The sequence below is a fragment of the Methylomonas defluvii genome, from assembly GCF_033949435.1.
GTDB classification, from domain to species: domain Bacteria; phylum Pseudomonadota; class Gammaproteobacteria; order Methylococcales; family Methylomonadaceae; genus Methylomonas; species Methylomonas defluvii.
The window spans coordinates 194,388-217,591 of the sequence record NZ_JAXARY010000001.1 but is presented as its reverse complement, the minus strand read 5'-3'; the positions used below and the strand labels follow the sequence as shown (position 1 = coordinate 217,591).

At 49.9% G+C, this 23,204-nt stretch carries 19 protein-coding genes and 3 tRNA genes; 9 read left to right on the top strand and 13 right to left on the bottom strand.

Annotated features, from left to right (window positions below; genetic code table 11):
* Positions 1-4 precede the first annotated feature (4 nt).
* Positions 5-3,871, bottom strand: coding sequence for a PAS domain S-box protein (locus tag QLH52_RS01075; RefSeq protein ID WP_319960271.1), 3,867 nt, complete (start codon positions 3,869-3,871; stop codon positions 5-7).
* An 87-nt stretch (positions 3,872-3,958) separates the two neighbouring features.
* On the opposite strand from QLH52_RS01075, the gene QLH52_RS01070 reads away from it, so the two are divergent.
* Entirely contained in the window at positions 3,959-4,906 is a 948-nt protein-coding gene (locus tag QLH52_RS01070) for an IS1595 family transposase (protein ID WP_319960270.1), read from the top strand.
* Here QLH52_RS01070 and QLH52_RS01065 read toward each other — a convergent pair whose 3' ends face one another.
* The 4 genes from QLH52_RS01065 to QLH52_RS01050 form a co-directional block, all read right to left on the bottom strand.
* Entirely contained in the window at positions 4,907-6,871 is a 1,965-nt protein-coding gene (locus QLH52_RS01065) for a purine-cytosine permease family protein (protein WP_319960269.1), read from the bottom strand.
* 434 nt (positions 6,872-7,305) lie between these two features.
* Complete coding sequence (locus QLH52_RS01060; protein ID WP_319960268.1) at positions 7,306-7,863, bottom strand: FlhC family transcriptional regulator; 558 nt, start codon at positions 7,861-7,863, stop codon at positions 7,306-7,308.
* The gene (locus QLH52_RS01055) at positions 7,860-8,174 is read right to left on the bottom strand and encodes a flagellar transcriptional regulator FlhD (RefSeq protein WP_319960266.1); all 315 of its coding nucleotides are present in this window, start codon (positions 8,172-8,174) and stop codon (positions 7,860-7,862) included. Before QLH52_RS01055 ends, QLH52_RS01060 begins: the two co-directional genes overlap by 4 nt.
* A gap of 1 nt (position 8,175) precedes the next feature.
* Entirely contained in the window at positions 8,176-8,808 is a 633-nt protein-coding gene (locus tag QLH52_RS01050) for a transglycosylase SLT domain-containing protein (RefSeq protein ID WP_319960265.1), read from the bottom strand.
* A gap of 308 nt (positions 8,809-9,116) precedes the next feature.
* On the opposite strand from QLH52_RS01050, the gene QLH52_RS01045 reads away from it, so the two are divergent.
* The 6 genes from QLH52_RS01045 (at position 9,117) to QLH52_RS01020 (ending at position 12,557) form a co-directional block, all read left to right on the top strand.
* Positions 9,117-9,401, top strand: coding sequence for a flagellar transcriptional regulator FlhD (locus QLH52_RS01045; protein WP_319960264.1), 285 nt, complete (start codon positions 9,117-9,119; stop codon positions 9,399-9,401).
* Complete coding sequence (locus tag QLH52_RS01040) at positions 9,394-10,020, top strand: FlhC family transcriptional regulator (RefSeq protein WP_319960263.1); 627 nt, start codon at positions 9,394-9,396, stop codon at positions 10,018-10,020. Before QLH52_RS01045 ends, QLH52_RS01040 begins: the two co-directional genes overlap by 8 nt.
* Positions 10,021-10,038: 18 nt before the next feature.
* Positions 10,039-10,641 carry a hypothetical protein gene (locus QLH52_RS01035; RefSeq protein ID WP_319960262.1) on the top strand — a complete coding sequence of 201 codons (603 nt, stop codon included), beginning with the start codon at positions 10,039-10,041 and terminating at the stop codon, positions 10,639-10,641.
* Complete coding sequence (locus QLH52_RS01030; protein ID WP_319960261.1) at positions 10,631-11,131, top strand: FlhC family transcriptional regulator; 501 nt, start codon at positions 10,631-10,633, stop codon at positions 11,129-11,131. Before QLH52_RS01035 ends, QLH52_RS01030 begins: the two co-directional genes overlap by 11 nt.
* A 94-nt stretch (positions 11,132-11,225) precedes the next feature.
* A complete protein-coding gene (locus tag QLH52_RS01025) occupies positions 11,226-11,438 on the top strand; it encodes a hypothetical protein (protein WP_319960260.1) in 213 nt (70 codons plus the stop codon).
* A gap of 6 nt (positions 11,439-11,444) precedes the next feature.
* The gene (locus tag QLH52_RS01020; RefSeq protein WP_319960259.1) at positions 11,445-12,557 is read left to right on the top strand and encodes a hypothetical protein; all 1,113 of its coding nucleotides are present in this window, start codon (positions 11,445-11,447) and stop codon (positions 12,555-12,557) included.
* Positions 12,558-12,629: 72 nt separating this feature from the next.
* Here the strand turns inward: QLH52_RS01020 and QLH52_RS01015 are convergent.
* The 6 genes from QLH52_RS01015 to QLH52_RS00990 form a co-directional block, all read right to left on the bottom strand.
* Positions 12,630-12,705 (bottom strand) — tRNA-His (locus QLH52_RS01015).
* 23 nt (positions 12,706-12,728) lie between these two features.
* Positions 12,729-12,805, bottom strand: a tRNA-Arg gene (locus QLH52_RS01010).
* Positions 12,806-12,811: 6 nt separating this feature from the next.
* Positions 12,812-12,888 (bottom strand) — tRNA-Pro (locus QLH52_RS01005).
* A gap of 192 nt (positions 12,889-13,080) precedes the next feature.
* Positions 13,081-15,318 (bottom strand): DNA topoisomerase IV subunit A, encoded by a 2,238-nt coding sequence (parC, locus tag QLH52_RS01000; RefSeq protein ID WP_319960258.1) that lies wholly within the window; start codon positions 15,316-15,318, stop codon positions 13,081-13,083.
* 447 nt (positions 15,319-15,765) lie between these two features.
* Positions 15,766-17,001: a glycerophosphodiester phosphodiesterase gene (locus QLH52_RS00995; RefSeq protein ID WP_319960257.1), complete on the bottom strand. Its 1,236-nt coding sequence runs from the start codon at positions 16,999-17,001 to the stop codon at positions 15,766-15,768.
* 84 nt (positions 17,002-17,085) lie between these two features.
* Positions 17,086-18,681 carry an alkaline phosphatase D family protein gene (locus QLH52_RS00990; RefSeq protein ID WP_319960256.1) on the bottom strand — a complete coding sequence of 532 codons (1,596 nt, stop codon included), beginning with the start codon at positions 18,679-18,681 and terminating at the stop codon, positions 17,086-17,088.
* Between the two features lie 198 nt (positions 18,682-18,879).
* Between QLH52_RS00990 and QLH52_RS00985 the strand changes: the two genes are divergently transcribed.
* Both QLH52_RS00985 and radC read left to right on the top strand, forming a co-directional pair.
* Entirely contained in the window at positions 18,880-19,119 is a 240-nt protein-coding gene (locus QLH52_RS00985) for a hypothetical protein (RefSeq protein WP_319960255.1), read from the top strand.
* A 125-nt stretch (positions 19,120-19,244) separates the two neighbouring features.
* Positions 19,245-19,919 (top strand): RadC family protein, encoded by a 675-nt coding sequence (radC, locus tag QLH52_RS00980; protein WP_033155889.1) that lies wholly within the window; start codon positions 19,245-19,247, stop codon positions 19,917-19,919.
* 13 nt (positions 19,920-19,932) lie between these two features.
* On the opposite strand, the gene QLH52_RS00975 is transcribed toward radC, so the two are convergent.
* The gene (locus QLH52_RS00975; protein WP_319960254.1) at positions 19,933-20,667 is read right to left on the bottom strand and encodes a TIGR00266 family protein; all 735 of its coding nucleotides are present in this window, start codon (positions 20,665-20,667) and stop codon (positions 19,933-19,935) included.
* A 52-nt stretch (positions 20,668-20,719) separates the two neighbouring features.
* Positions 20,720-23,041, bottom strand: coding sequence for a sensor domain-containing diguanylate cyclase (locus QLH52_RS00970; RefSeq protein WP_319960253.1), 2,322 nt, complete (start codon positions 23,039-23,041; stop codon positions 20,720-20,722).
* Positions 23,042-23,204: the final 163 nt, after the last annotated feature.

The window sequence follows — 23,204 nt, the reverse complement described above, 5'->3', positions numbered from 1 at the left end:
TTCCCTACTGCAAAGTGATGGATGACAACAGTTCAGTTGCTTGTGTAAATTGCAGAGCCTCCATGCGGTTACGTAAATGCAAGGCAAATGACTCTCCCTGGGTTGCTTCAATCGCTGGATAGAGTTTTTCAAATAGATCCAACGCATCGACACTTTGCGTGCGTAGTTCCGTGAGCAGTGTATCCAAGGCATTAAAGTCTAGTGCAGTTTGTGATTTATTCCCTTGTTCCTTCTTGCTGACGCTGGCCAAATAAGCGCCTATTGAATCAACCAAACTATGCATTTCATGTTCCAGCTGATCCAGACGTTCAAACAGCCCATTGCTCACTCCCTCCTTGGCTAACAGTTCGGCTTTTGCAGTCAATTCGATTGCTTCAGTGGCTGCAATGTTACCTAACACACCCCGCAGCTTGTGTAACGTGCGGGCTGCATCGTGAAGCTTACCGCTTGCAGCGATTGGACGTATTTCCGCAACAACGTCGGCGTATTCCTGGGTGACTTGCGAAAGTAAAGAATGAAACAGCGCCTGGTTACCCATCAACCTTGTTAAGGCTTGCCGACTGTCCAGGCACTTGATGTCAGGGTACGCGCTATCTGCTTCCACAATCATCGGTCTAGGTGGAAGAGCCTTGCCGGATGATGCACGCGGTTTTATCCACCTGAGCAGGACCTTAAGCAATACCTCAGGCTCAATCGGTTTTGAGAGATGTCCATTCATTCCCGCTGCTTCGCAATCCTGTTGGTCCCGTAGCATAACCGCTGCCGTCATGGCGATAATCGGAAGATCATTGAAGCACTCTTGCTCGCGAATGTGCCGACTGGCTTCTAAACCGTCCATGACTGGCATCTGCAAATCCATCAGGACGATATCGTAGGTTGCCTGCTGTAAACAGGCCAGCGCTTCCTGACCATTCCCGGCAATAGAAACATGAAGTCCCATACGTTCCAACAGCTCGCGTGCCACGGTTTGATTGACGTCGTTGTCCTCGACTAACAACACCTGTGCGCCTTGAAGTGGTAATGCCAGTTCATAAAGCGTATAAGTGTCCAAAACCGCTTTTTCATCGGTGTGGCCGCCTTGAATCTTCATGATGACATCGAATAGCCGGGAGGCGTTGACGGGCTTGGTTAATACCGCATCCAGATGAACGTCATGCGCTTGCTGAACTGCTTGATCTCGGTTATAGGCTGTAATCATCATGATCAGCGGCAGCCTCGGCAAATACCCTAGCGATACCTGATCGTGTATCTGCCGTGCTAAGGTTACACCATCCATCTCAGGCATTTTCCAATCCACCAGTACCAATTCGAAGAATCGGGTTGGTTCATGCACTGCCCGTTGCAACTGCTCTAGCGCTTCGCTACCACTACTGGCTTCTGTTATCTCGAAGCCCCAGGATCGAAGCACTTCGGTTAGCACCTGTCGCGAGCTTTCCAAATCATCCACCACCAAAACACGCATACCGCGTAATGCCAAAGGTGAACGTTCGATATGCGCTTTGTCGGAAACCGAAAAACTCAGGGTGAAGCTGAAACAGCTCCCTTGACCTACTTCGCTTACTACCGTTAAGTTCCCGTCCATTTTTTCGATCAGAAGTTTGCAGATGGTTAGCCCCAGGCCAGTACCACCAAACCGGCGTGTGATTGAGCCATCCGCTTGGTTAAATGCTTCAAATAGATGTCCCTGTTGCTCTGCCGCTATGCCAATACCTGTATCACGTACCGAAAATTGCAACCTGACATGCTCATTGTCACTCAGGACAGGCATTTCGACGACAGCGACTTTGATATGGATTTCGCCGACCTCGGTAAATTTCACGGCATTGCCGACCAGATTGCTCATCACTTGCCCCAAGCGTAGTGAATCGCCCAACAGGTAAGGTGGTATCTCGGGTGCGATATCCAACACCAGTTCAAGGCCTTTTGCTTCCGCATCAATGGTAAATAAATCGGCCACATTATCGAGTAATTCCTCAAGATTGAATTCTATGGTTTCTAACTCCAGTCGTCCCGACTCGACCTTCGAGTAATCGAGGATGTCGTTGATAATCGCCAACAGCGCTTTGGAGGATTTATGTATTTTGGCAAGATAGTCCTGCAATTTTGGTGTCAGGCCGGGCAGACCCAAGCCCAGCCCGGATAGTCCGATAATGGCATTCATGGGTGTGCGGATTTCGTGGCTCATATTGGCCAGGAATTCTGACTTGAGGCGGTTGGCGGATTCTGCCCTCGCTCGTGCTTCTGATAACTCATGTTCAATGGCTTTCTGATCGGTCAGATCATAATTAACGCCGATCATCCGTAGCGGCTTACCGAGCGTATCGAAGGTAGTCGTTGAAACGGCCTTGAGGTGGTGAATGGAGCCATTGGGCCATACCACACGAAACTCGTGAATATAATCCTGCTCTCCCCGCAAAGCGGCGTTAATCTTATCTTCAGCGAGAGCTCTGTCTTCAGGGGAAATAGCGTTTGACCATGCCTCATAGGCCCCGCTAAAATCTTCGGCGCGAATGCCGTAGAGTTGATACATTACCCTATCCCAGACGAGGCGATTATTAGGGATATCCCAATCCCAAACGCCGACAATGCCGGCGGAGGCGGCAGCTGCAAGACGGTCTCTGCTTTCTTGCAAAGCTTCCCCGGCCTGTTTACGTTCTGTAATGTCCCGGGTGATTTTGGCAAAGCCCATGAGTTCGCCTGACGAGTCATGGAGAGCAGTCAGGATCACGTCAGCATAAAAGCGAGAACCGTCTTTGCGCACTCGCCAGCCCTCATCCTCAACGGAACCGTGGCGTTTGGCTTTTTCCAGCAGCGTAAAGGCCTTTCCCGCGGCAATAGCTTCTGCAGTATAAAAATGGGTCATGGGTCGCCCGATGATTTCGTCACTGTTGTAGCCTTTCAAACGCCGCGCGCCCTCGTTCCAAGTCAAAACATGGCCATCAGGGGATAGCATGATGATGGCGTAGTCCTTGATCGTCTCGGTTAGTAGACGGAAACGCATTTCACTGTCACGCAGCGATTGAAGGGCTGTGTTACGCAAACTGATATCGGCTATGGAGGCGATGACGAATCGGTTCTCGCCGACTGTCAGTGGCGCTAGACCCACCTCTACCGGAATTTCACTGCCGTCTTTGTGTATACCAAACAGTTCCCGATTGGCGCCCATCATTCGGGGAATATTTTCGGCCGCATAACCCTGCCGTAAACCGGTATGTTGCGCTCGAAAACGCGCTGGAATTAGTCTTTCAACCGGTTGACCAGTCAGTTCTTTCGGCAGATAGCCAAATATCCTTTTTAATTGCGTGTTGGCCCGAGTGATGCGTCCCCCGGCATCTACGACCAATATCACCTCTGGTACCGTGTCGACAATCAGATTGGCAAATGCTTCGCTTCGCGCCAGAGCGTCCTCAGCCTGTTTGCGACTGGATATATCACGCGAAGAGGCATACAGGTAGCTTCTGCCATCGAGAATAACATGGCGGGCGCTGACTTCTACATCAAACACAACCCCATCCTTACGCTTATGTTGAGTTTCAAACACCCTGGGTTCATCGATGAGCTGCCTGATCCTTTCTGCCAATTGCTCTTTTGGGATCAGCGCATCCCAATCCTTGACGTTTAACGTACTGGCTTCCTCATTTGCGTAACCCAGCATACTGGCGAAGGAATCACTAAATGCTATGACGTTACCGTCGGTATCTAGAATATGAATGCCATCACTGGCATTTTGCAGAAACGTTCTTAAGCGTTCCGATTCGACATTGAGTTGGGCTAACGATTGTTCCAAATCCGCCGTCTTTTGTTCGACCAACCGTGCCAAATGGCTTCTGTGTTGAATTAGTTCCTGTTCAATTTTCAACCGTTCGGCCATTTCCTTTCCTGATTACCCATAAACCTCAGCAACTTTGAAGCCTCCTGCAAGTCCAATGAAAGTCCTAACCTGACTGGAGATCGTGCCATGAAAAAGAATCCGATCCAATTTCAAAAAGGCTTCAGTTTGATGTATTTCCTAAAGCGCTACGGTAGCGAAGCCCAATGCGCGGAAGCCCTATTTCAGGCGCGATGGCCATCCGGTTTTCAATGCCCAAGTTGCGCTGGCCGTCGTTATAGCGTGGTCAAGACCCGTCATCTCTATCAATGTACGACCTGTCATCATCAAACATCGCTGACTAGCGGGACACTGTTCGAACACACCAAACTGCCGCTGACGGTGTGGTTTCTGGCGATCCACTTGCTGACACAAGCCAAAACGGCCGTGTCGACCTTGGCCTTGATGCGCCAAATCGGCGTGAGCTACAACACCGCCTGGAGCATCAAGCACAAGATCATGCAAGCCATGAAAGAGCGGGATGACCGCAAACCGCTGACCGGCATCATTCAACTGGATGATGTCTATTGGGGTGGTGAACATCGCGGCGGAAAGCGCGGGCGAGGCTCGGAAAACAAGACCCCGTTTGTGGCGGCGGTAGCACTGAACGAAGCACATCATCCCATCGCCATGAACTTGAACGTCGTCAAAGGCTTTCGTTCCAGCGAAATCAAACGCTGGGCCGGTAAACATCTTGAGCCGGGTAGCCTGGTTTACTCGGACGGTCTGGCCTGTTTTTCCGCCGTGCTTGATCGAGGTTGCCACCACTACAGCATTGTGACCGGCGGCGGACCGGACAGCGTGACCAAAGAAGAGTTCGCTTGGGTCAACACCATGATCGGTAATGTGAAGCGCTCGATTAACGGTACGTACCATGCCATCAATCCCAAACACTTGCCACGTTATCTGGCCGAGTTTTGTTATCGCTTCAACCGCCGGTTCGATCTGCAAGCCATGATGCCCAGGTTTCTCGTCGCGGCAGCCAATACTCCGCCCATGCCTGCGCGTTTGCTCAAATTAGCTGAGGCTTATGGGTAATCAGGTTTCCTTTTCCAGCTCGCTATTTCGAGCCGCTATTTCCGCTTTGGCCAATGTTCGACTTTGGTCTGACAACACGTACCACCAAGTCCCTAAGGCAAGCATCCCCATCACAAGCGCATAGAGCAGCAAAAATGATGCTTTAATTACGGTGATTAATTCGGTAGACCATTCCGCTGAGCGTGTGCTGGTAAAGATTAACCAAAAAACGATAGCCGTAAAAAATGCCATGAGCATCATGAGCCATGTAAATTGTGCTGCGCGTTGCACACTGGCATGCTCGAGGTTATCCTTGAACAGGGCCGCCATCAGCCTTTCAAGAAACCTATGTTGGTAACTTGCTGTATTGGGTTTGCATTGATCGTGACAATTAGCTTCCAACGTGCAACATAGCGAACAAATCGTCGAATTAAAGTAGGGGCAGAAAGTCGTATCTTTGGGATCGTAAGAAAATTCACAGATTTCGCAGCGGCAATTTGCTGAATGGTTACCGGAATCGCTGGGTGCTTCGAAATTTCTGATAAGGTAATACTGGCCTTTTGTGATGAACGCCAATAGAGGTGGGCATAAAAATCCTAGCCCCAAAGCCAATGCCCAGGAATACGCTTGAAATAGCTCACCGAACAATCCCGTGAAAGCCAGAATGGATGCAAAAGAAGCCAGCAACATGCTGAGATAGCCGACAGGATTGAAGTCATGCAAATGCGCTCGTCGAAACTCGATGAGTGTTGGTCGAAGTTTCAATAGTCGGTTGATGGTCAAATCACTGCTAATAGCTGCAATCCAGGCCATAGCAACATTTGAATACAAACCCAGAATTTTTTGTAAACCCTCAAAGACGCCGAGTTCCATGAGCACAATAGCGATGGCGATATTAAAAAACACCCAGACTACGCGGCCAGGATGTGCATGAGTCACACGGGAAAAAAAGTTTGACCATGCCAGCGAGCCCGCGTAAGCATTGGTGACGTTAATTTTGATTTGCGAAATCACCACAAAGAATGTGCTAACAGCGAGGGCAAAACCAGGGTTTTCAAATATCAGGCGGTAGGCAGTGTAATAAATCTCCGCTGGTTCCTTGGCTTCAATTAATGACAAGCCGGATATCAGCGCAAGAATGGCTAGCAGTGCGCCGCCAATCTGCTTAAAGAAACCCAAAATAATCCAGCCGGGTCCAGCGGTTAAAACAGATAGCCACCAGCTGAATCGGTTTTTTGGATTACGTGCTGGCATGAAACGCAAGTAATCGACTTGTTCGCCAATTTGCGCGATTAGCGACAAGGAAATTCCGGTGGCTATGCCGAAATGATATGGATCAAATTCATTCGTTCCGGACGATGTACCACGATATGCATAAAATGCATCAAGAATGTCAGGTTTATCGAGCAGAAGATACGCAAACGGCAAAACCATCAATATTAACCAGAAGGGCTGAGTAATCTGGTGCAATCGATTGATGGCTGTGACACCATAAAACACGATGGGTATTATGACTAAAGAGCAAATGAGATACCCAAAGAATAAAGGCAATCCAAAGCAAAGTTTTAATGCTTGGGCCATGATAGCGGCTTCCAGCGCAAAAAAGATGAAACAGAAGGAGGCGTAAATCAATGACGTCACAGTTGAACCCACATAGCCAAATCCTGCTGCTCGGGTTAACAAGTCAATGTCGATATTGTGCTTAGCTGCGTAATAACAAACCGGTGTGCCTGCGAGAAAGATAATGGTGGCTGCCAAAGCAATCGCCCAAAAGGCATTGGTATAACCAACGCTTAAATAAATTGAGGCGCCAATCGCTTCCAGCGCTAAAAAAGAAATTCCACCGATTGCAGTATTACCAATAACCCAGGGCGACCATTTTCTGAAGTGTTCTGGCGTATAACGAAGTGCGTAATCCTCAAGTGTTTCTGTGGCGACAAACGCGTTATAAACTCGCCGTACTTTTTGTACTGAATGTTTAGACATATAAAACCAAGATATTGCTGCTGCACCAGGTGGTAATCAAAAACGGCATGAACAATGCCAGGCTTAAAGCCGTTTTGAATTGGGTACCAGTAAAGGTATGAAAAAGCCTTGATGCTTTGGTTAATAAACTGTGAAGGCTTTTCCACCAAAATCGAATAGTCGAAGCCCGAAGTATAGTTTGTAATGTCAATTACGATTAACTCGCTTCAAATTTGCGACTTGGCAAGTGGAGTTGGCGGTGGTGCCTTTTGCCAATGACCGTTATCGGGAAGCTTAAATCTATATCTGAATGACGCCTTGGGGTCGTTAACGACAATTGTTTCTTGGTGAATTTAAATATCTTGGGTGTCCGCTTTCAAGATAGCCATGGCTATGGAGCCAGGCTTGGTGAAAAGGCTAAATCGTCAACCGTTCAATTCAATTGCTGACCAGACTTAAGGCGTGTTTGGGCGAAATGAGTTAACGTTTGCATCTGCCAATTCACAGAACTGGCAAACCGGTCGGAATTTACTCTCGTAGAATACCGCATAATTATGTCGACAGCGGGGGCAATATTTCAAGACGACTTGTCCTTCGCGCATACCTTGCGCCAATACCCAGGCTTCGTTGAAGTTGGCGGGTCGTATTTTGCCGTAAGGTCGCTCTTCGGGGATAAGGTGTTCATAGGATCGATGGAAATAATCCCATGTAAACAAAATGGCCGGCACGTCCATTCGTGACTGCGGATTAACCTTGCTGGTGATTTGATAGATGGACAGAAATAACGTCAGATAGAGAAACGACTCGCGTGATGCCGGAATGGTTTTAGCCAGCGGTAATTGTCCGTTGGAGGGTCCGTGAAAGTGAATGGCATAGTACATGGCCTTTAGCTCATGTTGGCTAATCGTTTTAATATGCGCTTTAACGAACGTCGGCCGCAATTTTCGCTTCAGTAATTGATAGGCAAGATAATGATCTTTTAGCCGGTCTTCGTAGGTGTACCAAGCACTCATGATATATCGCCTGATCCTGTGAGCAGCATGAGCAAGTCACGCGCCTGTCTATCACACGTATCGCCCTCATGCACTGACTGATCGACCTGAAGATAACGCCCCCAGAAGCTGACATTGAATCTAGGGGTAAAGGCCAGGCATTCGCGCCGAGCTATCTCCCTAATTTGCTGCACCTGCAATTTTTTCAGGATACCCACGGCTTCTGGCGTTAATCCCAAGCTAAACATCGCCTGTTCTTCTTGTCCAGACAGCACCATTTCCCGTGCTAACAACAGATAATCCAATTGCAGATGATAGAGGCTATCCTCCATCTCAAATCACCTGCTTCACTCGGTCGGCTATGGCCATCACACTTTGTCCGTAGGCGATGGCGGCCTTTTCATCCTTCCAGCTATAGTAGCGCCCAATCCCTAAAGCCAAGTCATGCGGGGCTGAACCAATAGCGGTTGCTAATAGTTCGGCACCTATTTGTACATTGGTAATCGGATCCAGTAATTGCGCCGGCGCGCTCACTCTGTGGCCATGCCAGCGGACATTGATTTGCATTAACCCCACGTCTACCAACCGATTGCCTTCGTCTATCGATTGCTTGAGCAAGGCATGGGCCTCCCGCTGCGAGGCTGGCATCAAGGAGTGTCCGGATTTATTCAGTGCCCATGGCCAGGGTTTTACCGCGGTTGGATCGGCATCGTTGGCGGATTCTTTTAATGCAACCGCATACAGTATGTAAGGATCCAAATGGTGCTGCTTTGCAATCTGCCACCAAAGCGTATTTTGTAGCGTGTGTACAGTGCTAGTCGCTCGGGCCTGTTGGGTGACATTGCCATGGGCTAAACACGATGCACTACAAACCAAAAAGCTCAGCAAAATCGGCAGCGGATATAGACGATGCTGTTTAGCGGCACATGGCCGCCGGAAACCGGATTTCAAATCGATAGTGTGCATAGCAGAAGTGACTCGTAAGGTTGCCCCGAGTCTACTCAAAAACTCACTATTTCAAGTGTTCAAAAAAGGCCTTCTTTCGACCTAATTACGCCATCTATAGCTCCCCAAAAAAACAATTCATCGAAAATACAAACGGTTACGTATTGTCAATCACTTTTTATCACTGAAGCATTGCCTGACACCTTGCCAAGCCACGTCCAACAAGGCTTTGCGCGGAAAGTACCCCAAAAACACCCACTTTCCGAACGTGACGATTACAAAACCAGTCTTTTAGTATTACCCCATGTCGTAATTCATTAGAGAAGAGCATGGCCACCCTAGAAGACGATCTGACGCAACTGAATTTTCAATATCTGATGCTATTGAGAGAATGTGCCCGAAGCAATCCCATGGAAGCCGCCTGGCGGTTTGGTGTCATTCCGGAGACGGTCTATCATGTGGCAGATTTGTCGCTGGAACAGATTAAAGAACAGGCGGCGGTTAACCGCGCCGTGATCAGTTTGCTGCCACTGGGTAACCATCCGGTTTCAGCCGCCGCTCATGCGGCCTTACTGGTTCATGATGCTCATGATCAGGGTGATCATCATGCATAACGGTGGCTTCGTTGACTTGTCGCATTTTGGCGCTGAACTGATGTTGGCAAAGACATTGTTCGACTACGGCGCCCGAACACCGGTGGTTTGTGCTCTCTGTGGAATCAAACGTAAAACAGCCACACGCATTTACAGGCTTGCGCAAGAACAAGCACCAATTAAAGGCATGCTGCCTTGGGATCCACACTGGATAAGTCGTTCAACCATCAACAATCTGCACGCCTCAATATTCTTGGGGTTAATTCAGGATTACGTATCCGTTAGAGCCAATGGTACCGAGTTTGGGTTGCAGTTGTGCAACGCATATACATTGTACTGCCGCATCGTTGCCCGCAACCCCAAGCCCAGCAATCGGGAGGCAGGATTCGAACACCACAGAGTGTTGGATATTAATCGAGCATGGCAACTAACAAGACAATTTCATGCCTCTGCATTGCATTTTGTGAAGTGTCTTTGCTGTCAAGCGCGATTCCTGATTCCCCGCCATGAAGCTCAACTGGCTGCCCGCTGTCCCGTATGTGAAAACAAGACTGGCAGCGTAGCCCGTCAATATCGAATTTCGCGGCCATTTTCACAAAATGCCGGCAAAACTTTGGCGATATGTCTTGACCGTTACTAACGGCCAAGGAGAGTCATAATGTATTTATTAGTTCAATCAATTCAATCTCGAACCCTACTGGATGCAGCGGAAGGAAAAAATTTAGCCCGCCTGGCACGAGAATGCTTTTTCAACCATCAACCGTTAATCCTTGACTTTGTCAACGTTGAGCAGGTTACTGCGCATTTCTGCCAAGCGTTATTGTGCCCGTTGACGAACGAATTTGGCGCGGATTATTTAAATCAATGGTTGCAGATAAAAAACCCGTCCTCCCACGTCAGGCAAATCATACAGTCTGCCATGGGTGAGTTGGATGATTATTTTGATTGTTTGGAGCGCGCACAGGTTCAGAGTGCTGATCAAGAAATAACGACGTTGAATTGTTTATGGCTTATCAAAGCCCGTGATCTCTGTCGAGATAATCCTCTATTCGCTGGTTTTATGTTGGGCATTTCGGATAAGGCGTTAATTGAGGCCATTGGTCGTTTGTCAATTGAGGACATTGAGCATATCGCTCAATCGGGCTGGCTGTGTTTTGCGCCAAGGATTTCAAATCATTTTTTTGAGTACATGAATCGCAAGCAGCACACCGCCGTTGATGTGTTACTGACGTTAAGGGAGGGCTTGAATCATGGAGGCTAAAAAGATGATCAAAACACTTAAACAGTATCAGTTGGCCATTACCCTGATTCAACGCCAGGCCAGAATTGCCGTTATTGTCCGAGAAACCACCATCTCCAGAGAGCTGATAAAGGCCACTTACAAAGAAATTCTAGGGCGATCCGGTAGTTCGGGTCCCATCAAAGAGTCAATTCGTGGCTTGACGCATAACGTAAAAAGGTACAAGGAAGCCACGCTCTTCGCCAAGATATTTCGTGCAATTGAAGCAGAAAACAGTCACGGCGAAATTGATAACGTTATCCAGGCATTCGATCTTTTTAAAATTTCCTTGCCCAGTGGCAATCTCGATTTCACCACGGCATGGTTGGTGGCACGAGACTTGAGAAATAAAAAATTGCTGATGACGGAATGCGGCCATTGTTATTCAGCGGCGTTGATCATATTGGGCAGCGAAAAGTCGCTGGAGCGGTGTTGTGTTTGTAAAACCGCTTTAAAACAGCCAATAAGTTGAATATTTTCCCTATTTAAAACTAACAAAAATTCCGGGCTACCGTGATTACGCTAAAAAAGTGAATGAAGAGTTATAGCCTATCTAACCAATCGATATGACAACTCTTGTTTCTATTGATCAACTGAAAATAGCTACTGGTTACGATAGACCCGGTGATATTGAGCGATGCTTAAGAAAAAATGGTGTCCGTTACTTATACGGGCAAGGGGGTAAAATTTTTACTACGATAGATGCAATTAATGCCGCCATGGGATTAAAATTTGATATCCCAGACGCCAATCAAGAGGTAATCGATTTTATCGATTAAACGCCTATGCCTAAAGGTCCCGCGCGAACTGCAGTTGTACCGACCAACATTGATGCCAGAAAATTGCCGACCGGTGTCTGGTGGGATAAGTCAGGTACTGGCAAATGGATGTACAAATACAAAGACCCAGATCTTGGGAAATGGCGTTCAAAGCGACTGATCGGTCCAAAATCATCTTTGGCAGAAATTTGGCAAGCATACGAAAGTCTCAATGCTCCCATGGCGGCGACCTTCGCATCAATTAGTCTCGATTTCCAGCTAACGCCTATCTGGCGCAAATTGGCTACATCAACGCAAAAAGATTATCTAGATTGCCATCAGCATATCTGTGGTCGCAAAATTTCAACCAATGACACTCTTGGTGAGCTTCCAATCACTAAATGGACAGTGGGTCTCGTTAGAAAATACCGAGACACCCGCGGTGAATCTTCGGAAAGTAGGGCAAATAAAGAGCTTGCATACATTAAACGAGTTTTTTCATGGGCATACGAATATGAAAAAATTAAATTCAATCCAACGTTAGGTGTGAAAAAACTATCAATCAAACCTCGTCAACATTACGCCGAAGATCGTGATTACGAATTTATGCTCAAGATTGCTCAAGAGTCAAATTATTGGTATCTCTGGCCAGCCATGGAAATTGCCTATCTTTGCCGTATGCGCTTATCGGAAGTGCTGGATCTTACCGATGCAAATGAATTGCCGGAAGGCCTATTAATTAAGCGTCGCAAGGGATCTCGTGACAACATTACAGAATGGAATCCGCGACTACGTACTGCGTGGGATTTTGCAGTTGCGACAAGAAACCGAATATTGTCCGATCGAAAACAACCTCATCCGATTCGCGCTGAGGATAGGCATATCATTATTAGTGAACGTACCGGTGACAAAATCGTAGTCGATAGTCTTAAAACGGCTATGGGGCGAATAACAGTTGCCACCAAATTAGCAGCTGAAGAAAGAGGCATTAATTGGGTGCCTTTTACTTTTCATGATCTTAAACGTAAAGGTGTTAGCGATACAACAGGCAATAAACTGGATGCGAGTGGACACCGAACGGCTTCGATGATGAATGTTTATGATGTTAAATTGAAAACTGTAAAACCGTCGAACGAATGATCATTTGTCAGTAGCTTTGTCAGTAGATGCCGATCTTACATCATACAAACAACGTCAAGCTATTGATTTAATTGGGGTGAACGATGGGGCTCGAACCCACGACAACCGGAATCACAATCCGGGACTCTACCAACTGAGCTACGCTCACCATAATGATGATTTTTTTTGCGATGGCACGCTTGGCAGGACTCGAACCTGCGACCCTCGGCTTAGAAGGCCGATGCTCTATCCAGCTGAGCTACAAGCGCAAATCTTGGTCGGGGTAGAGAGATTCGAACTCCCGACATTCTGCTCCCAAAGCAGACGCGCTACCAGACTGCGCTATACCCCGAATTGACCTTCTTATTATCCCGAAGAGCAGAAGCGCTCCAGAAAGATGCTCATGATAAAGACATTGATTACTTACGTCAACAGATTTTTTCAAACTGATCTGATAAACCGATTTTGAGTCTCAAATAGTTGGCACAAAAAATCCCAAAAAAAGCTTTTAAACTCCCAATAATATGTCCAGCACCGCAAAGTATTAAGCAACAATACACTCCAACCCATCCACTTTTTGGAAACCACGCGGCAATGCTGTGCCACGATTCGCACGATTGCCAGTGTATTGGGCAATATCCATGGCTTTCAGGGTGACATGTCGTTTGCCGGAGACGATTTTCAATTCGCAGCTCGCCGACAACGCCGTTACCGCGACCACAGCATCCTTACCGAAAACCAAGTCCCCGCCAGGAATCTGAATTAGTTTATTACCCTTGCCTTTCGCCAACTCGGGCAGATCCAACGCTGGAAATATCAACAATCTACCCTGCAAGGTCGCAACCGCCAGCAAGTCGTGACCAGTTGGAATCGGCGCCGGCGTTAAAACTTTGGCGCCAGTTGGCAAGCTCAACAACGCCTTCCCAGCTTTATTTTTACTTTGCAGCTCTTTTAGCTGCACTCGAAAACCGTAACCGGCATTACTGGCAATCAATAGCCAATCGTCGGCTTGCCCAGTAAATACATCGGTAAACAAACTACCTGGCGGCGGATTAAGCCTGCCAGTCAGTGGCTCACCCTGACTTCGCGCAGAGGGCAAATCGTGAGTCGTAATGGTATAGACTCGTCCCGTGGAGTCCAATACATACGCCGATTGCGTGGTCCGACCTTTCGCTGACGATAAATAGGCGTCGCCGGCGCGATAGCTCAAGCTTTCGACTTCTATGTCATAACCTTTGGCCGCCCTGATCCAGCCTTTTTGCGACAAGATAATCGTCACCGGTTCATTCGCAATCAGCTCAGTGGTATCCAGGGCTTGAGCCGCATCCCGCGCGACGATGGGCGAACGCCGGTCATCGCCGTATTTTTCCGCATCGCGTTCGATTTCCTTGCGGATCAGTCGATTCAACAGGCGTTCAGAGCCCAAGGTTTTTTCCAAGGCCTGTCTCTCCTGCTCCAATTCGTCCTGTTCACCGCGAATCTTCATTTCCTCGAGCTTGGCCAAGTGCCGCAATTTCAGCTCAAGGATCGCTTCCGCCTGCAAATCGCTCAAACCAAACCGCTCCATCAAAACCGGCTTGGGATGATCTTCGCTTCTAATAATCGCAATCACTTCGTCGATATTCAGATAGGCAATTAGCAAACCTTCCAGAATATGCAAACGTGCCAGCACTTTATCCAAACGATATTGCAGACGACGACGCACAGTTTCGGTTCTAAAGCTGATCCATTCAGTCAAAATCATCCGTAGATTTTTGACCTGCGGCTTACCGTTCAAGCCGATCATATTCATATTGACCCGATAATTTTTTTCCAGGTCAGTCGTGGCGAATAAATGCGACATCACCGCATCGACATCAATACGCTTGGTCTTGGGAATAACTAACAACCGTGTCGGATTTTCATGATCGGATTCGTCGCGTAAATCCTCGATCATCGGCAACTTTTTCGCCAGCATTTGCGCGGCAATTTGCTCCAGCAACTTGGCACCGGACACCTGATGCGGCAAAGCCGTGATGACGATATTGCCGTCTTCCAGCTCGTATTTGGCACGCATCTTTATCGAGCCGTTGCCGGTCGCATACATTTTTTGAATATCGGCGCCAGCCGTGACGATCTCGGCATCGGTGGGATAATCAGGCCCTTTGATATGCGTCAGCAAATTTTCGAGTGGCGTTTCAGGATCGTCCAGTAATTGCAGACAAGCATTGGCGACTTCGCGCAGATTATGCGGCGGAATATCGGTTGCCATCCCCACGGCGATACCCATCGTGCCGTTCAGCAGCACATTCGGCAAGCGGGCCGGCATGAGGCTGGGCTCTTTTAAGGTGCCGTCGAAATTGTCGGTCCAGTCCACCGTGCCCTGCCCCAATTCGCTAAGCAAGGTTTGCGCGTAAGCAGTCAGCCGTGACTCGGTGTACCGCATGGCGGCAAAAGATTTTGGATCATCCGGCGACCCCCAGTTGCCCTGGCCATCAATCAAGGGATAACGGTAAGAAAAGTCCTGAGCCATCAACACCATAGCTTCGTAGCACGCGGAATCGCCGTGCGGATGGTATTTACCCAGCACGTCACCGACGGTACGAGCTGATTTTTTGTATTTGGCCAACGCCGTTAGGCCCAACTCGGACATCGCGTACACGATACGGCGCTGTACTGGCTTTAGGCCGTCACCGATGTGCGGTAAAGCCCGATCCAAAATCACATACATGGAATAATCCAGATAGGCTTTTTCGGTGAATTCTTTTAGCGGGAGTTGTTCGAAGTTTTCCTGTACACCCATGGTTTTGCGAGTAATCCTGTGTTGAAAGCCGCCGAACCGCGACGAAGTAGAGGGCGGCTAAAATACCACAGTCGTAGCATGATGGGGTGCTGGACATTGGCCTTCTCTGGGTGGATTCGATGAATCAACCCAAACAAAGCCAAATTCGTTGCGTGCTGATCAAGAATTTTAGCCACTCCAAGCCGGCATCACGTGACACCGACAAACTTGCCAGCTATCCAAATCATATACGCTTTGCCATGCGTAGTTAACCTTTCGGGGAAGAGGTTATGCCCGGGCACGGCACGCTAGGCCAACTAATGACTACCACCATCCGCCGGAACAAGCTCGCCGCTGACGTATGAATAATTAAAGTACAACTCGTTCCGGCGCTTGTTCGCCTAACACCAAGGCGATGCTCCGCAAACCATGGAGCTTGCAGAACATAATGACAATCATCGACTAGCGCTAACGATGACGCCCTAGGTGACTCCACTCCAATCCGCAACATTCTCCAGCCTGCGTGCCATCCCCGTGCACCGAGGCATCACGGGCCGCAACTCCGGTGTCGGCAAAGTCGGTAAACAAGCCATCCACACCTAAATCATAGTAATAGGTCATTTCCTGTTGCGGATCAGCAAAGCCGTAGCCACTGGCGTCGTTGCGGAACGTCCAGGTGTGCACCAGCAAACCTTTATCGTGGGCCATTTCCACTACGCCGGTGCTGCCTTCTACCCGGCGGTCTTTGATAGTGATGCTGCCATCACTGTCGCGGTCCACACCGTCGGCAACCGTTTTTACCAAATACGGCTTCCAAGGACCTACCGCATCCGCGTAGGATTTAACAAAGTCCAGACCGTCGTCGCTCAGCAAGTCGGCAAATGTACGTTGATCGCCTTTCACCACGAAGTCGTAGGGCTGCTTGTAAGGCGCAACCAGCGACATGGAACCGTCGGCATTGACGTCGTCCGCATCGATCAGCTGTACCAATTTGATGTCGGTTTTGCGGCTCAAATATTGCAGATTGCTGACTTCGAAAGACTGGATAAATACCGGCGCACATGGGCTATTGCCGTATTCCTTATGCAGCTTTTTCAGCAGCTTGTCTTCGAAGAAATTTTTACCGAACAACGGCTTACCCTTAGCGTTCTTCAGTTCGGCGTGATATGTGGAATGTTTGATTTCAGGATAGATGCCAATGAGGCGGCCGGTTTTTGCGCTTTGCTGCTTGGCCAGCGCAATCACTTCATTCAAAGTCGGGATTTCAAACTCACCGTCATATGAATTATCCCGGCCGCGGGTTTGGATGGCGCGCAGGGTTTTGATTTCTTTCAAGCTAAAGTCGCTGGCAAACCAATCGGTCACGGCTACGCCGTCTACCATGCGGGTGGTTTTCCGATCAGCAAATTCCGGGTGATTGGCCACATCGGTGGTGCCGCCTATCATGGGTTCGTGGCGGGCAATCATCTGGCCGTCCTTGGTCAGCACCAGGTCGGGTTCGATAAAATCCGCACCCAATTCAATCGCCAGTGCATAGCCAGCCAGAGTATGTTCGGGACGATAGCCGGACGCGCCGCGATGGCCGATGACCAACGGACCGGCACTGGCGTGTTCGTGATGTTCACTGTGCGGCAGCGCCTGAGCACTGTTTTGCGTACCAATTGCAGCCAGCATGGCCATAGTCAATAACGTGGGTTTCAACATGAATAGAGTCCTTATTTTGCTTGAAGTTAAATGGCTTAACCAGAGAAATTGCCGGGCGGCAATTACCGTCCCGGCAACTTGGTTTTAGTCGCGATCGCGGTCCTGATGATCGTGCTCGCGTTCACGTTCGGCTTCCGCCGCCAGGGTTTTACTGAAGACCACAGCGCCGTCGATGTCCTTAAAATCCACCGTCATGGCGCGGCTTTTCTTGTCGATATTCACTTCGCCAAAAAACTGCAGGCCAGCGTAAGGCGACAAATTGGCTTGGCCGGCTGGCGGCGCTTTGGAGAAAACCACTTGCGGACCGAAGGTGCCATCAGTGCTGTTGGGCCCGAAGGAACCGGCATTTAACGGACCGGCGACGAACTCCCAGAACGGCGCGAAGTCTTTGGATGCCGCTTTGGCAGGATCGTAATAATGCGCGGCGGCATAATGAACATCGGCAGTCAGCCAAACCAGGTTGTTGATTTGCTCATGCTTGATAAAACTCAACAAACGAGCGATTTCCAGTTCCCGCCCGGCCGCCGGCCCATCATTGCCGTTTGCTACAGCTTCCCAACGCGCTTGGCCTTGAGCCGTGTTACCGTCGCCGATATTCAAACCAATCGGCATGTCGGCGGAGATGACTTTCCAGGTGGCTTTAGAGTGCTTCAACTCGTCCTGCAGCCAAGCCATTTGCTCGGCACCGAGGAAAGCGGTTTCGGCATTTTCTTGAGTTTGCAGATTGGCGGTGTTAGGGCCGCGATAGCTGCGCATATCCAGTACGAACACGTCCAATAGTTTGCCGTAGGAAATTTTGCGATAAATCCGCTCGGATTCTTCCGCGTCGTGCGGGCGCAACGGCGCATACTCCAAGAAGGCTTTGGTGGCGTGGGCAATCAACGTCGGTACATTCTTTTCGGTATAGCGCGGATCGACGCTTAGGTCTTTGGAATCCGACCAGTTATTCACCACTTCATGATCGTCCCACTGCCAGATTTGCGGCACTTCGGCATTGAAACGGCGGACGTTTTCGTCTAGCAGATTGTATTTGTAGCGGCCACGGAACTCATCCAAGGTTTCCGCAACTTTGCTCACTTCCGGCGTGACCAGGTTAGTCCAAATCTGGCCGTTCTCGGCCAGTTTACTCTCCGGAATCGGGCCATCCGAATACACGTTGTCGCCGCTTTGAATGAAAAACTGCGGCTGGACTTGGCGCATAGCTTCGTAGATTTTCATGCCGCCAAAGCTTTCGTTGATACCCCAGCCTTGACCAGCGGTGTCGCCGCCCCAAACAAAACGAATATCGTCGCGCTTACCGATGGTATGGAAATGGCCAACCTCCGCTGCGCTTTTGCCGCGAGCATTAGTCAAATCCTCAAACCAGACTTTCACATAAACGTCTTTTCCATCAGCCAACCCGGTCAAGTCCTGGCGGGCGGTAAAGTCGGTTTCTGCCAATGCATACGGGCCACGGACACTAATCGCGTCCTTGAACTGCGGGTTGTAAGCATATTTAAGCATCATGCGCGCCGGGCGATCCGCCCGGCTCCAAACGATAGCGCGTCCAGGCGCTAAATCGCCGATCTGAATGCCCTGCTCCATTTGCGGTACATCAACGGTTTCCGCAAATACCGGCGCGTTCAGCGCTGACAAGCCGGCTATTGCCAATGCCAGTTTGGTTGGCTTTATGAATTGCATTGTGACTGCTCCTAAGCGTTATGAAGAGGCCGGGATTATAGGCAGCGGCAAATGACAATCTGATTAAGGTCCGCAGAGAAAGAATCGGAAGGGTTTATCGACGATTCCGGTATCCCATATCAGCGAGTTAGTGCGCTGGATGCTCGATTACCGCGGGGTACCGTATCGGGAAGAAGTCAGTGTGCCGATGCCAAGACTATGCCGGTGCTGATCACCAGCGAAGCAACCTTATATACCATGCACGAATCGCTGCAATCCATCGACGCCCGTTTGCCTGCCGAACTGCGGCTGTATCCGCGCGACGAGAAAGGCATGGCGGAAACCGAACGATTGCTGGCCTTGCTGGCGGACAAATTAGGCTTCGCAACAGGAGCCAGCCCCCTTCGCCAAGCTGCGGCAAGCATGCCAACGCCTTGCAAACATTCCCTTCATCGCTAACTTTGCGTGCAGCGCACCTAAAGTCTCGGCGCAATTAGCCATTTAATCTTTTCAGTTTGCTTCATGGCAAACTCCTTCTGCTTCTTCTATGCTTAAAATCAATTATTAACGGCCGGAAGGAGTTGATGAGCATCAAGAATTGGCCCACAGACGAGCGACCCCGTGAAAAACTCTTGCAGCGTGGCGCTACCGCGCTGACAGACGCCGAGCTACTGGCGATTTTTCTGCGTACCGGTACACCCGGCAAGTCCGCGGTGGATATGGCCCGCGATTTATTGAGCGAATACGGTTCCTTGCAGGCGCTGCTCGGCGCCGATCAACAACGCTTTTGCCGGAGCAACGGTTTAGGCGATGCAAAATACGCCCAATTACAAGCCGTACTAGAAATGGCCCGCCGCCATTTCGCCGAGATATTGCAACGCGGCAGCGCCTTGACCAGCCCGGACATCACGCGCGCTTATCTCAGCGCCCAATTGCGTAGCTACAGTTTCGAAGTGTTCGCCTGCCTGTTTCTGGACAACCAGCATCGGGTGATTCAATGGGAAGAGCTGTTTCGCGGCACCATCGACGGTGCCAGCGTCTATCCGCGCGAAGTGGCAAAAAGGGCCTTATTTCATCATGCGGCGGCGGTCATATTTGCTCACAATCATCCGTCCGGCATCAACGAACCCAGCCAAGCCGACCGGCAAATTACCGACAAACTCAAACAGGCCTTGGGCCTGTTCGACATCCGCGTACTGGACCATTTCATCGTCGGCGACGGCCAGCCCTTTTCGTTTGCCGAACATGGCTTGCTTTAGCGCTTGACCACCGCTACTGGCTATCTTGACCGATGGTTGGCTTATATTGGCTTAACACCCGCTCCGCCAAACGCGAAAATGGCATACTTTGAATCCACACCGAACCGGTACCTTTCAAGGTCGCCAGAAACAAACCTTCCCCGCCGAACAGCATGCTTTTCAAGCCGCCGCTCATCCCGATGTTGTAATCGATGTCGCCGCTGAACGCCACCAGACAGCCGGTATCCAGACGCAAGGTTTCGTTACGCAATTCCTTACGGATCACCGTGCCGCCGGCGTGGATAAAGGCCATGCCGTCACCGCGCAGACGTTGCAGAATAAAACCTTCGCCACCGAAAAAGCCGCTACCCAGACGTTTGTTGAAAGCGATATCCACTTGGGTGCCGTAAGCCGCCGCTAAAAACGCCGATTTCTGGCAAATCACTTCTTCACCCAATTCAGCCATATTCAATGCCGCGATTGAGCCCGGAAAAGGCGCGGCAAAGGCCACCCGGCGTTTTTGCGCACCGTGATTGGTGAAATGGGTCAAAAATACCGACTCGCCGGTTAGCATTCGTTTGCCGATACCAAACAGCTTATCCATCACCCCACCGGAACCGTCGCCCATCTTGGCTTCGAAGTCTATATCCTGCTCCAGATACGTCATCGCCCCCGCTTCGGCGATCACGGTTTCTTTGGGGTCGAGCTCGACTTCGACCATTTGGATGTCATGACCGATAACCTGATAATCGACTTGATGGCAACGCATAGGTATCTCCTCTTATTTAGTTGAAAAATTAAACGCTTGCTAATAAGCAGACTCAACCGGGGCGAAAAAATTCATAGCTGCCGCGGCCCTGCTGTTTGGCAAGATACATGGCCTGATCGGCGTGACTGAGTAAGCAATCCGGCGTCCCCACATCCAGGGGACATAAGGTAATACCGCTACTGACGCCAATTTTCGCGGTTTGCCCGCCGATATAGTAGGGCTGGGAAATAGCCTGATGAACACGCAGCAAGGCTTGCTCACACTGCGGTTTGGATTCCAGACCGCCCATCAATAAGGCAAATTCGTCGCCGCCTAATCGGCACACCGTGTCGTCCTCGCGCAAATTGGCTTTTATCCGCTTAGCCACCTCGATCAGCAATGTATCGCCAGCCTCGTGGCCGAACTGGTCGTTGACCTGTTTGAACCCGTCCAGATCCATATACACGACGCCCAATAAGGTACTGTCGCGTTTACAGCGCGCCAAGGCCTGACAAAATCTATCGTTGAACAAGATGCGGTTAGGCAATTGCGTCAACGGATCGTGATGGGCCAAGCGCTCCAGCTCCTGCTGCTGAAGTTTGGCTTGGGTGATGTCGGAAAACAAACCGACATAATTCAGAATTTCGCCGGTGCGGTTGCGCATGGCCGAGATCGTCAGCAATTCGACATATAACTCGCCGCTTTTCTTGCGATTCCATATCTCGCCTTGCCAGCAACCCTCGGTTTGCAGGGTTTGCCACAAGTCTTTATAGAATTGCGCATCGTGTTTTCCCGACTGCAGAATACTATGATTGCGGCCAATCACTTCCTCGCGGGCATAGCCGGTTATCGCGCAAAAAGTCGGGTTGGCATCAATAATATTGCCGGCCGCATCGGTGATGGTGATGCCTTCATGCGCATCGCTAAACACCCGGGCCGCCAATTGCAATTTATCTTCGGCGCGCTTGCGCTCGGTAATATTGGTCAAAATGCAATGAATAACGGCAGGTCGGGCCTTATCGCCCTGCAAGCGGCCGTCCAGAATCACGGTCAACATATGACCCAATTTTGTCAGCAGCGACAATTCGCATTCCAGCAAACCGTAGTGATTCAGCAGGTGCAGTTTTAGCCGAAAATCCTGTCCGGTTTCCGGCGAAATGAACTCAAACAGTTTGCGGCCTATCAGTTCATCAACGTCGTAGTCCAGCAGCGCACACAATTGCGGATTGACATCCAACAAATTACCTTGTCTATCCATTGCCAGATAGGCCACCGGCGAGTTTTCGAACAAGCTGCGGAACCGGCTTTCGCTTTGCCGTAACGACTCGGTCAATTGCAGCGCAATCGCCGCATTTCGGCGCGCATTGATATAGGCCCAGGTAATAAAAAACAGCAAAAAGCTGATCAGCACCAACGCCAATACTTCAACCCAGGGCGGCTCGAACCTGGCGGTCTTACTGAAGGCTGGCATGGCACTGTAACGCAAGGTCCAAAAATGTCCGCCCAAATCCAGACGCTGGCTGCGTGTCTTCGCATCATCCTGGGTTTTAAACGCTGCCGGCATCAAGCCGGTCTGGCTATCGTAAAGCAGGCCATCGGCGCTGAGATCGTCCTGATCAAAAATTTCCAGGCGCAAGGCCAATAAATCCTGTCCCAGGATAGCTTTCAGCAAGTCATTCATGCGATAAGGAATGTAAACCCAGCCCAATAGCGCGGAACGGCGCTGCTCTAAGGTTTGTGGGATGCTGCCGTTGCGATACACCGGAAAATACGCCAACATCCCGGCTTGTAAATCGGCCTTGGTTTCCTGGATTAGAACCAACTTACCGGTATAGGCCAACTCGCCGTTGTCCCGCGCGCGCTCCATCGCTTTGCGCCGAATCGGTTCAGAGTACATATCGTAACCAAAGGCGCGGAGATTGCGGCCGCTGAACGGCTCCAAGTAGATAATGCTGGAATATTCGCTGCGCGGTTCTAACGGATTAACTACATAGTCAGGAAAGCCCTGGCGGCGAATATCGGCAATATGCTGTTCAAGCTGTCCGGCTGGAATCCAGACCGTATAGCCCACGCCTTGCACCCCCGGATGGCTGCGATCCAACTCCAGCATTTCAACAAAAGCACGCCAGTCCTCGCGGGTAACCTCGTCGCTGGCGGCGAATAAGCCGGCGGCGCTGCGTAGCGTTTGGCCATGCAAAGCCATGCGTTTGCTGATGTCGCTGGTAAGGCGTTGGGTTTCAAAATCGAAATATTCCTGTAAACGCTGCTGATAACGCCAATTCAGATCTTGCCAAGCCACAAACAAGGCAGACAGCGAAATCAGCAAAATCAGGAGAGCCGGATAGTAATGCCGGTAGCGCGCCAATAACTTTTGTGGAGCAGGGCTAGTAGTCATGCTTTCCCCTGTTGATATCGGAATATTCCGTTTCAGACCGTCGGCCAAGCTTGCGCCACAATCTAGGCTTAAAAGTATAGCGTGGTCGTTGCGATTAGTATCCGGCGTAATTTCAGGATCAAACCTTCGGTAATCACTGCTTGAAGATAATCCCTTGAGCGCT

Excerpts from the sequence above, each read along its gene's own strand:
- QLH52_RS01040 (WP_319960263.1), top strand. The coding sequence starts at position 9,394 with ATGCATAACGGTGGCTTCGTTGACTTGTCGCATTTTGGCGCTGAACTG.
- QLH52_RS01050 (WP_319960265.1), bottom strand. The coding sequence starts at position 8,808 with ATGCACACTATCGATTTGAAATCCGGTTTCCGGCGGCCATGTGCCGCT.
- QLH52_RS01070 (WP_319960270.1), top strand. The coding sequence starts at position 3,959 with ATGAAAAAGAATCCGATCCAATTTCAAAAAGGCTTCAGTTTGATGTAT.
- QLH52_RS01065 (WP_319960269.1), bottom strand. The coding sequence starts at position 6,871 with ATGTCTAAACATTCAGTACAAAAAGTACGGCGAGTTTATAACGCGTTT.
- QLH52_RS00975 (WP_319960254.1), bottom strand. The coding sequence starts at position 20,667 with ATGCGTTGCCATCAAGTCGATTATCAGGTTATCGGTCATGACATCCAA.
- radC (WP_033155889.1), top strand. The coding sequence starts at position 19,245 with ATGAGCATCAAGAATTGGCCCACAGACGAGCGACCCCGTGAAAAACTC.
- QLH52_RS01055 (WP_319960266.1), bottom strand. The coding sequence starts at position 8,174 with ATGGAGGATAGCCTCTATCATCTGCAATTGGATTATCTGTTGTTAGCA.
- QLH52_RS00990 (WP_319960256.1), bottom strand. The coding sequence starts at position 18,681 with ATGCAATTCATAAAGCCAACCAAACTGGCATTGGCAATAGCCGGCTTG.
- QLH52_RS01030 (WP_319960261.1), top strand. The coding sequence starts at position 10,631 with ATGGAGGCTAAAAAGATGATCAAAACACTTAAACAGTATCAGTTGGCC.
- QLH52_RS00985 (WP_319960255.1), top strand. The coding sequence starts at position 18,880 with ATGCCGGTGCTGATCACCAGCGAAGCAACCTTATATACCATGCACGAA.
- QLH52_RS01045 (WP_319960264.1), top strand. The coding sequence starts at position 9,117 with ATGGCCACCCTAGAAGACGATCTGACGCAACTGAATTTTCAATATCTG.
- QLH52_RS01020 (WP_319960259.1), top strand. The coding sequence starts at position 11,445 with ATGCCTAAAGGTCCCGCGCGAACTGCAGTTGTACCGACCAACATTGAT.
- QLH52_RS01035 (WP_319960262.1), top strand. The coding sequence starts at position 10,039 with ATGTATTTATTAGTTCAATCAATTCAATCTCGAACCCTACTGGATGCA.
- QLH52_RS01025 (WP_319960260.1), top strand. The coding sequence starts at position 11,226 with ATGACAACTCTTGTTTCTATTGATCAACTGAAAATAGCTACTGGTTAC.
- QLH52_RS00995 (WP_319960257.1), bottom strand. The coding sequence starts at position 17,001 with ATGTTGAAACCCACGTTATTGACTATGGCCATGCTGGCTGCAATTGGT.
- QLH52_RS00970 (WP_319960253.1), bottom strand. The coding sequence starts at position 23,041 with ATGACTACTAGCCCTGCTCCACAAAAGTTATTGGCGCGCTACCGGCAT.
- parC (WP_319960258.1), bottom strand. The coding sequence starts at position 15,318 with ATGGGTGTACAGGAAAACTTCGAACAACTCCCGCTAAAAGAATTCACC.
- QLH52_RS01075 (WP_319960271.1), bottom strand. The coding sequence starts at position 3,871 with ATGGCCGAACGGTTGAAAATTGAACAGGAACTAATTCAACACAGAAGC.
- QLH52_RS01060 (WP_319960268.1), bottom strand. The coding sequence starts at position 7,863 with ATGAGTGCTTGGTACACCTACGAAGACCGGCTAAAAGATCATTATCTT.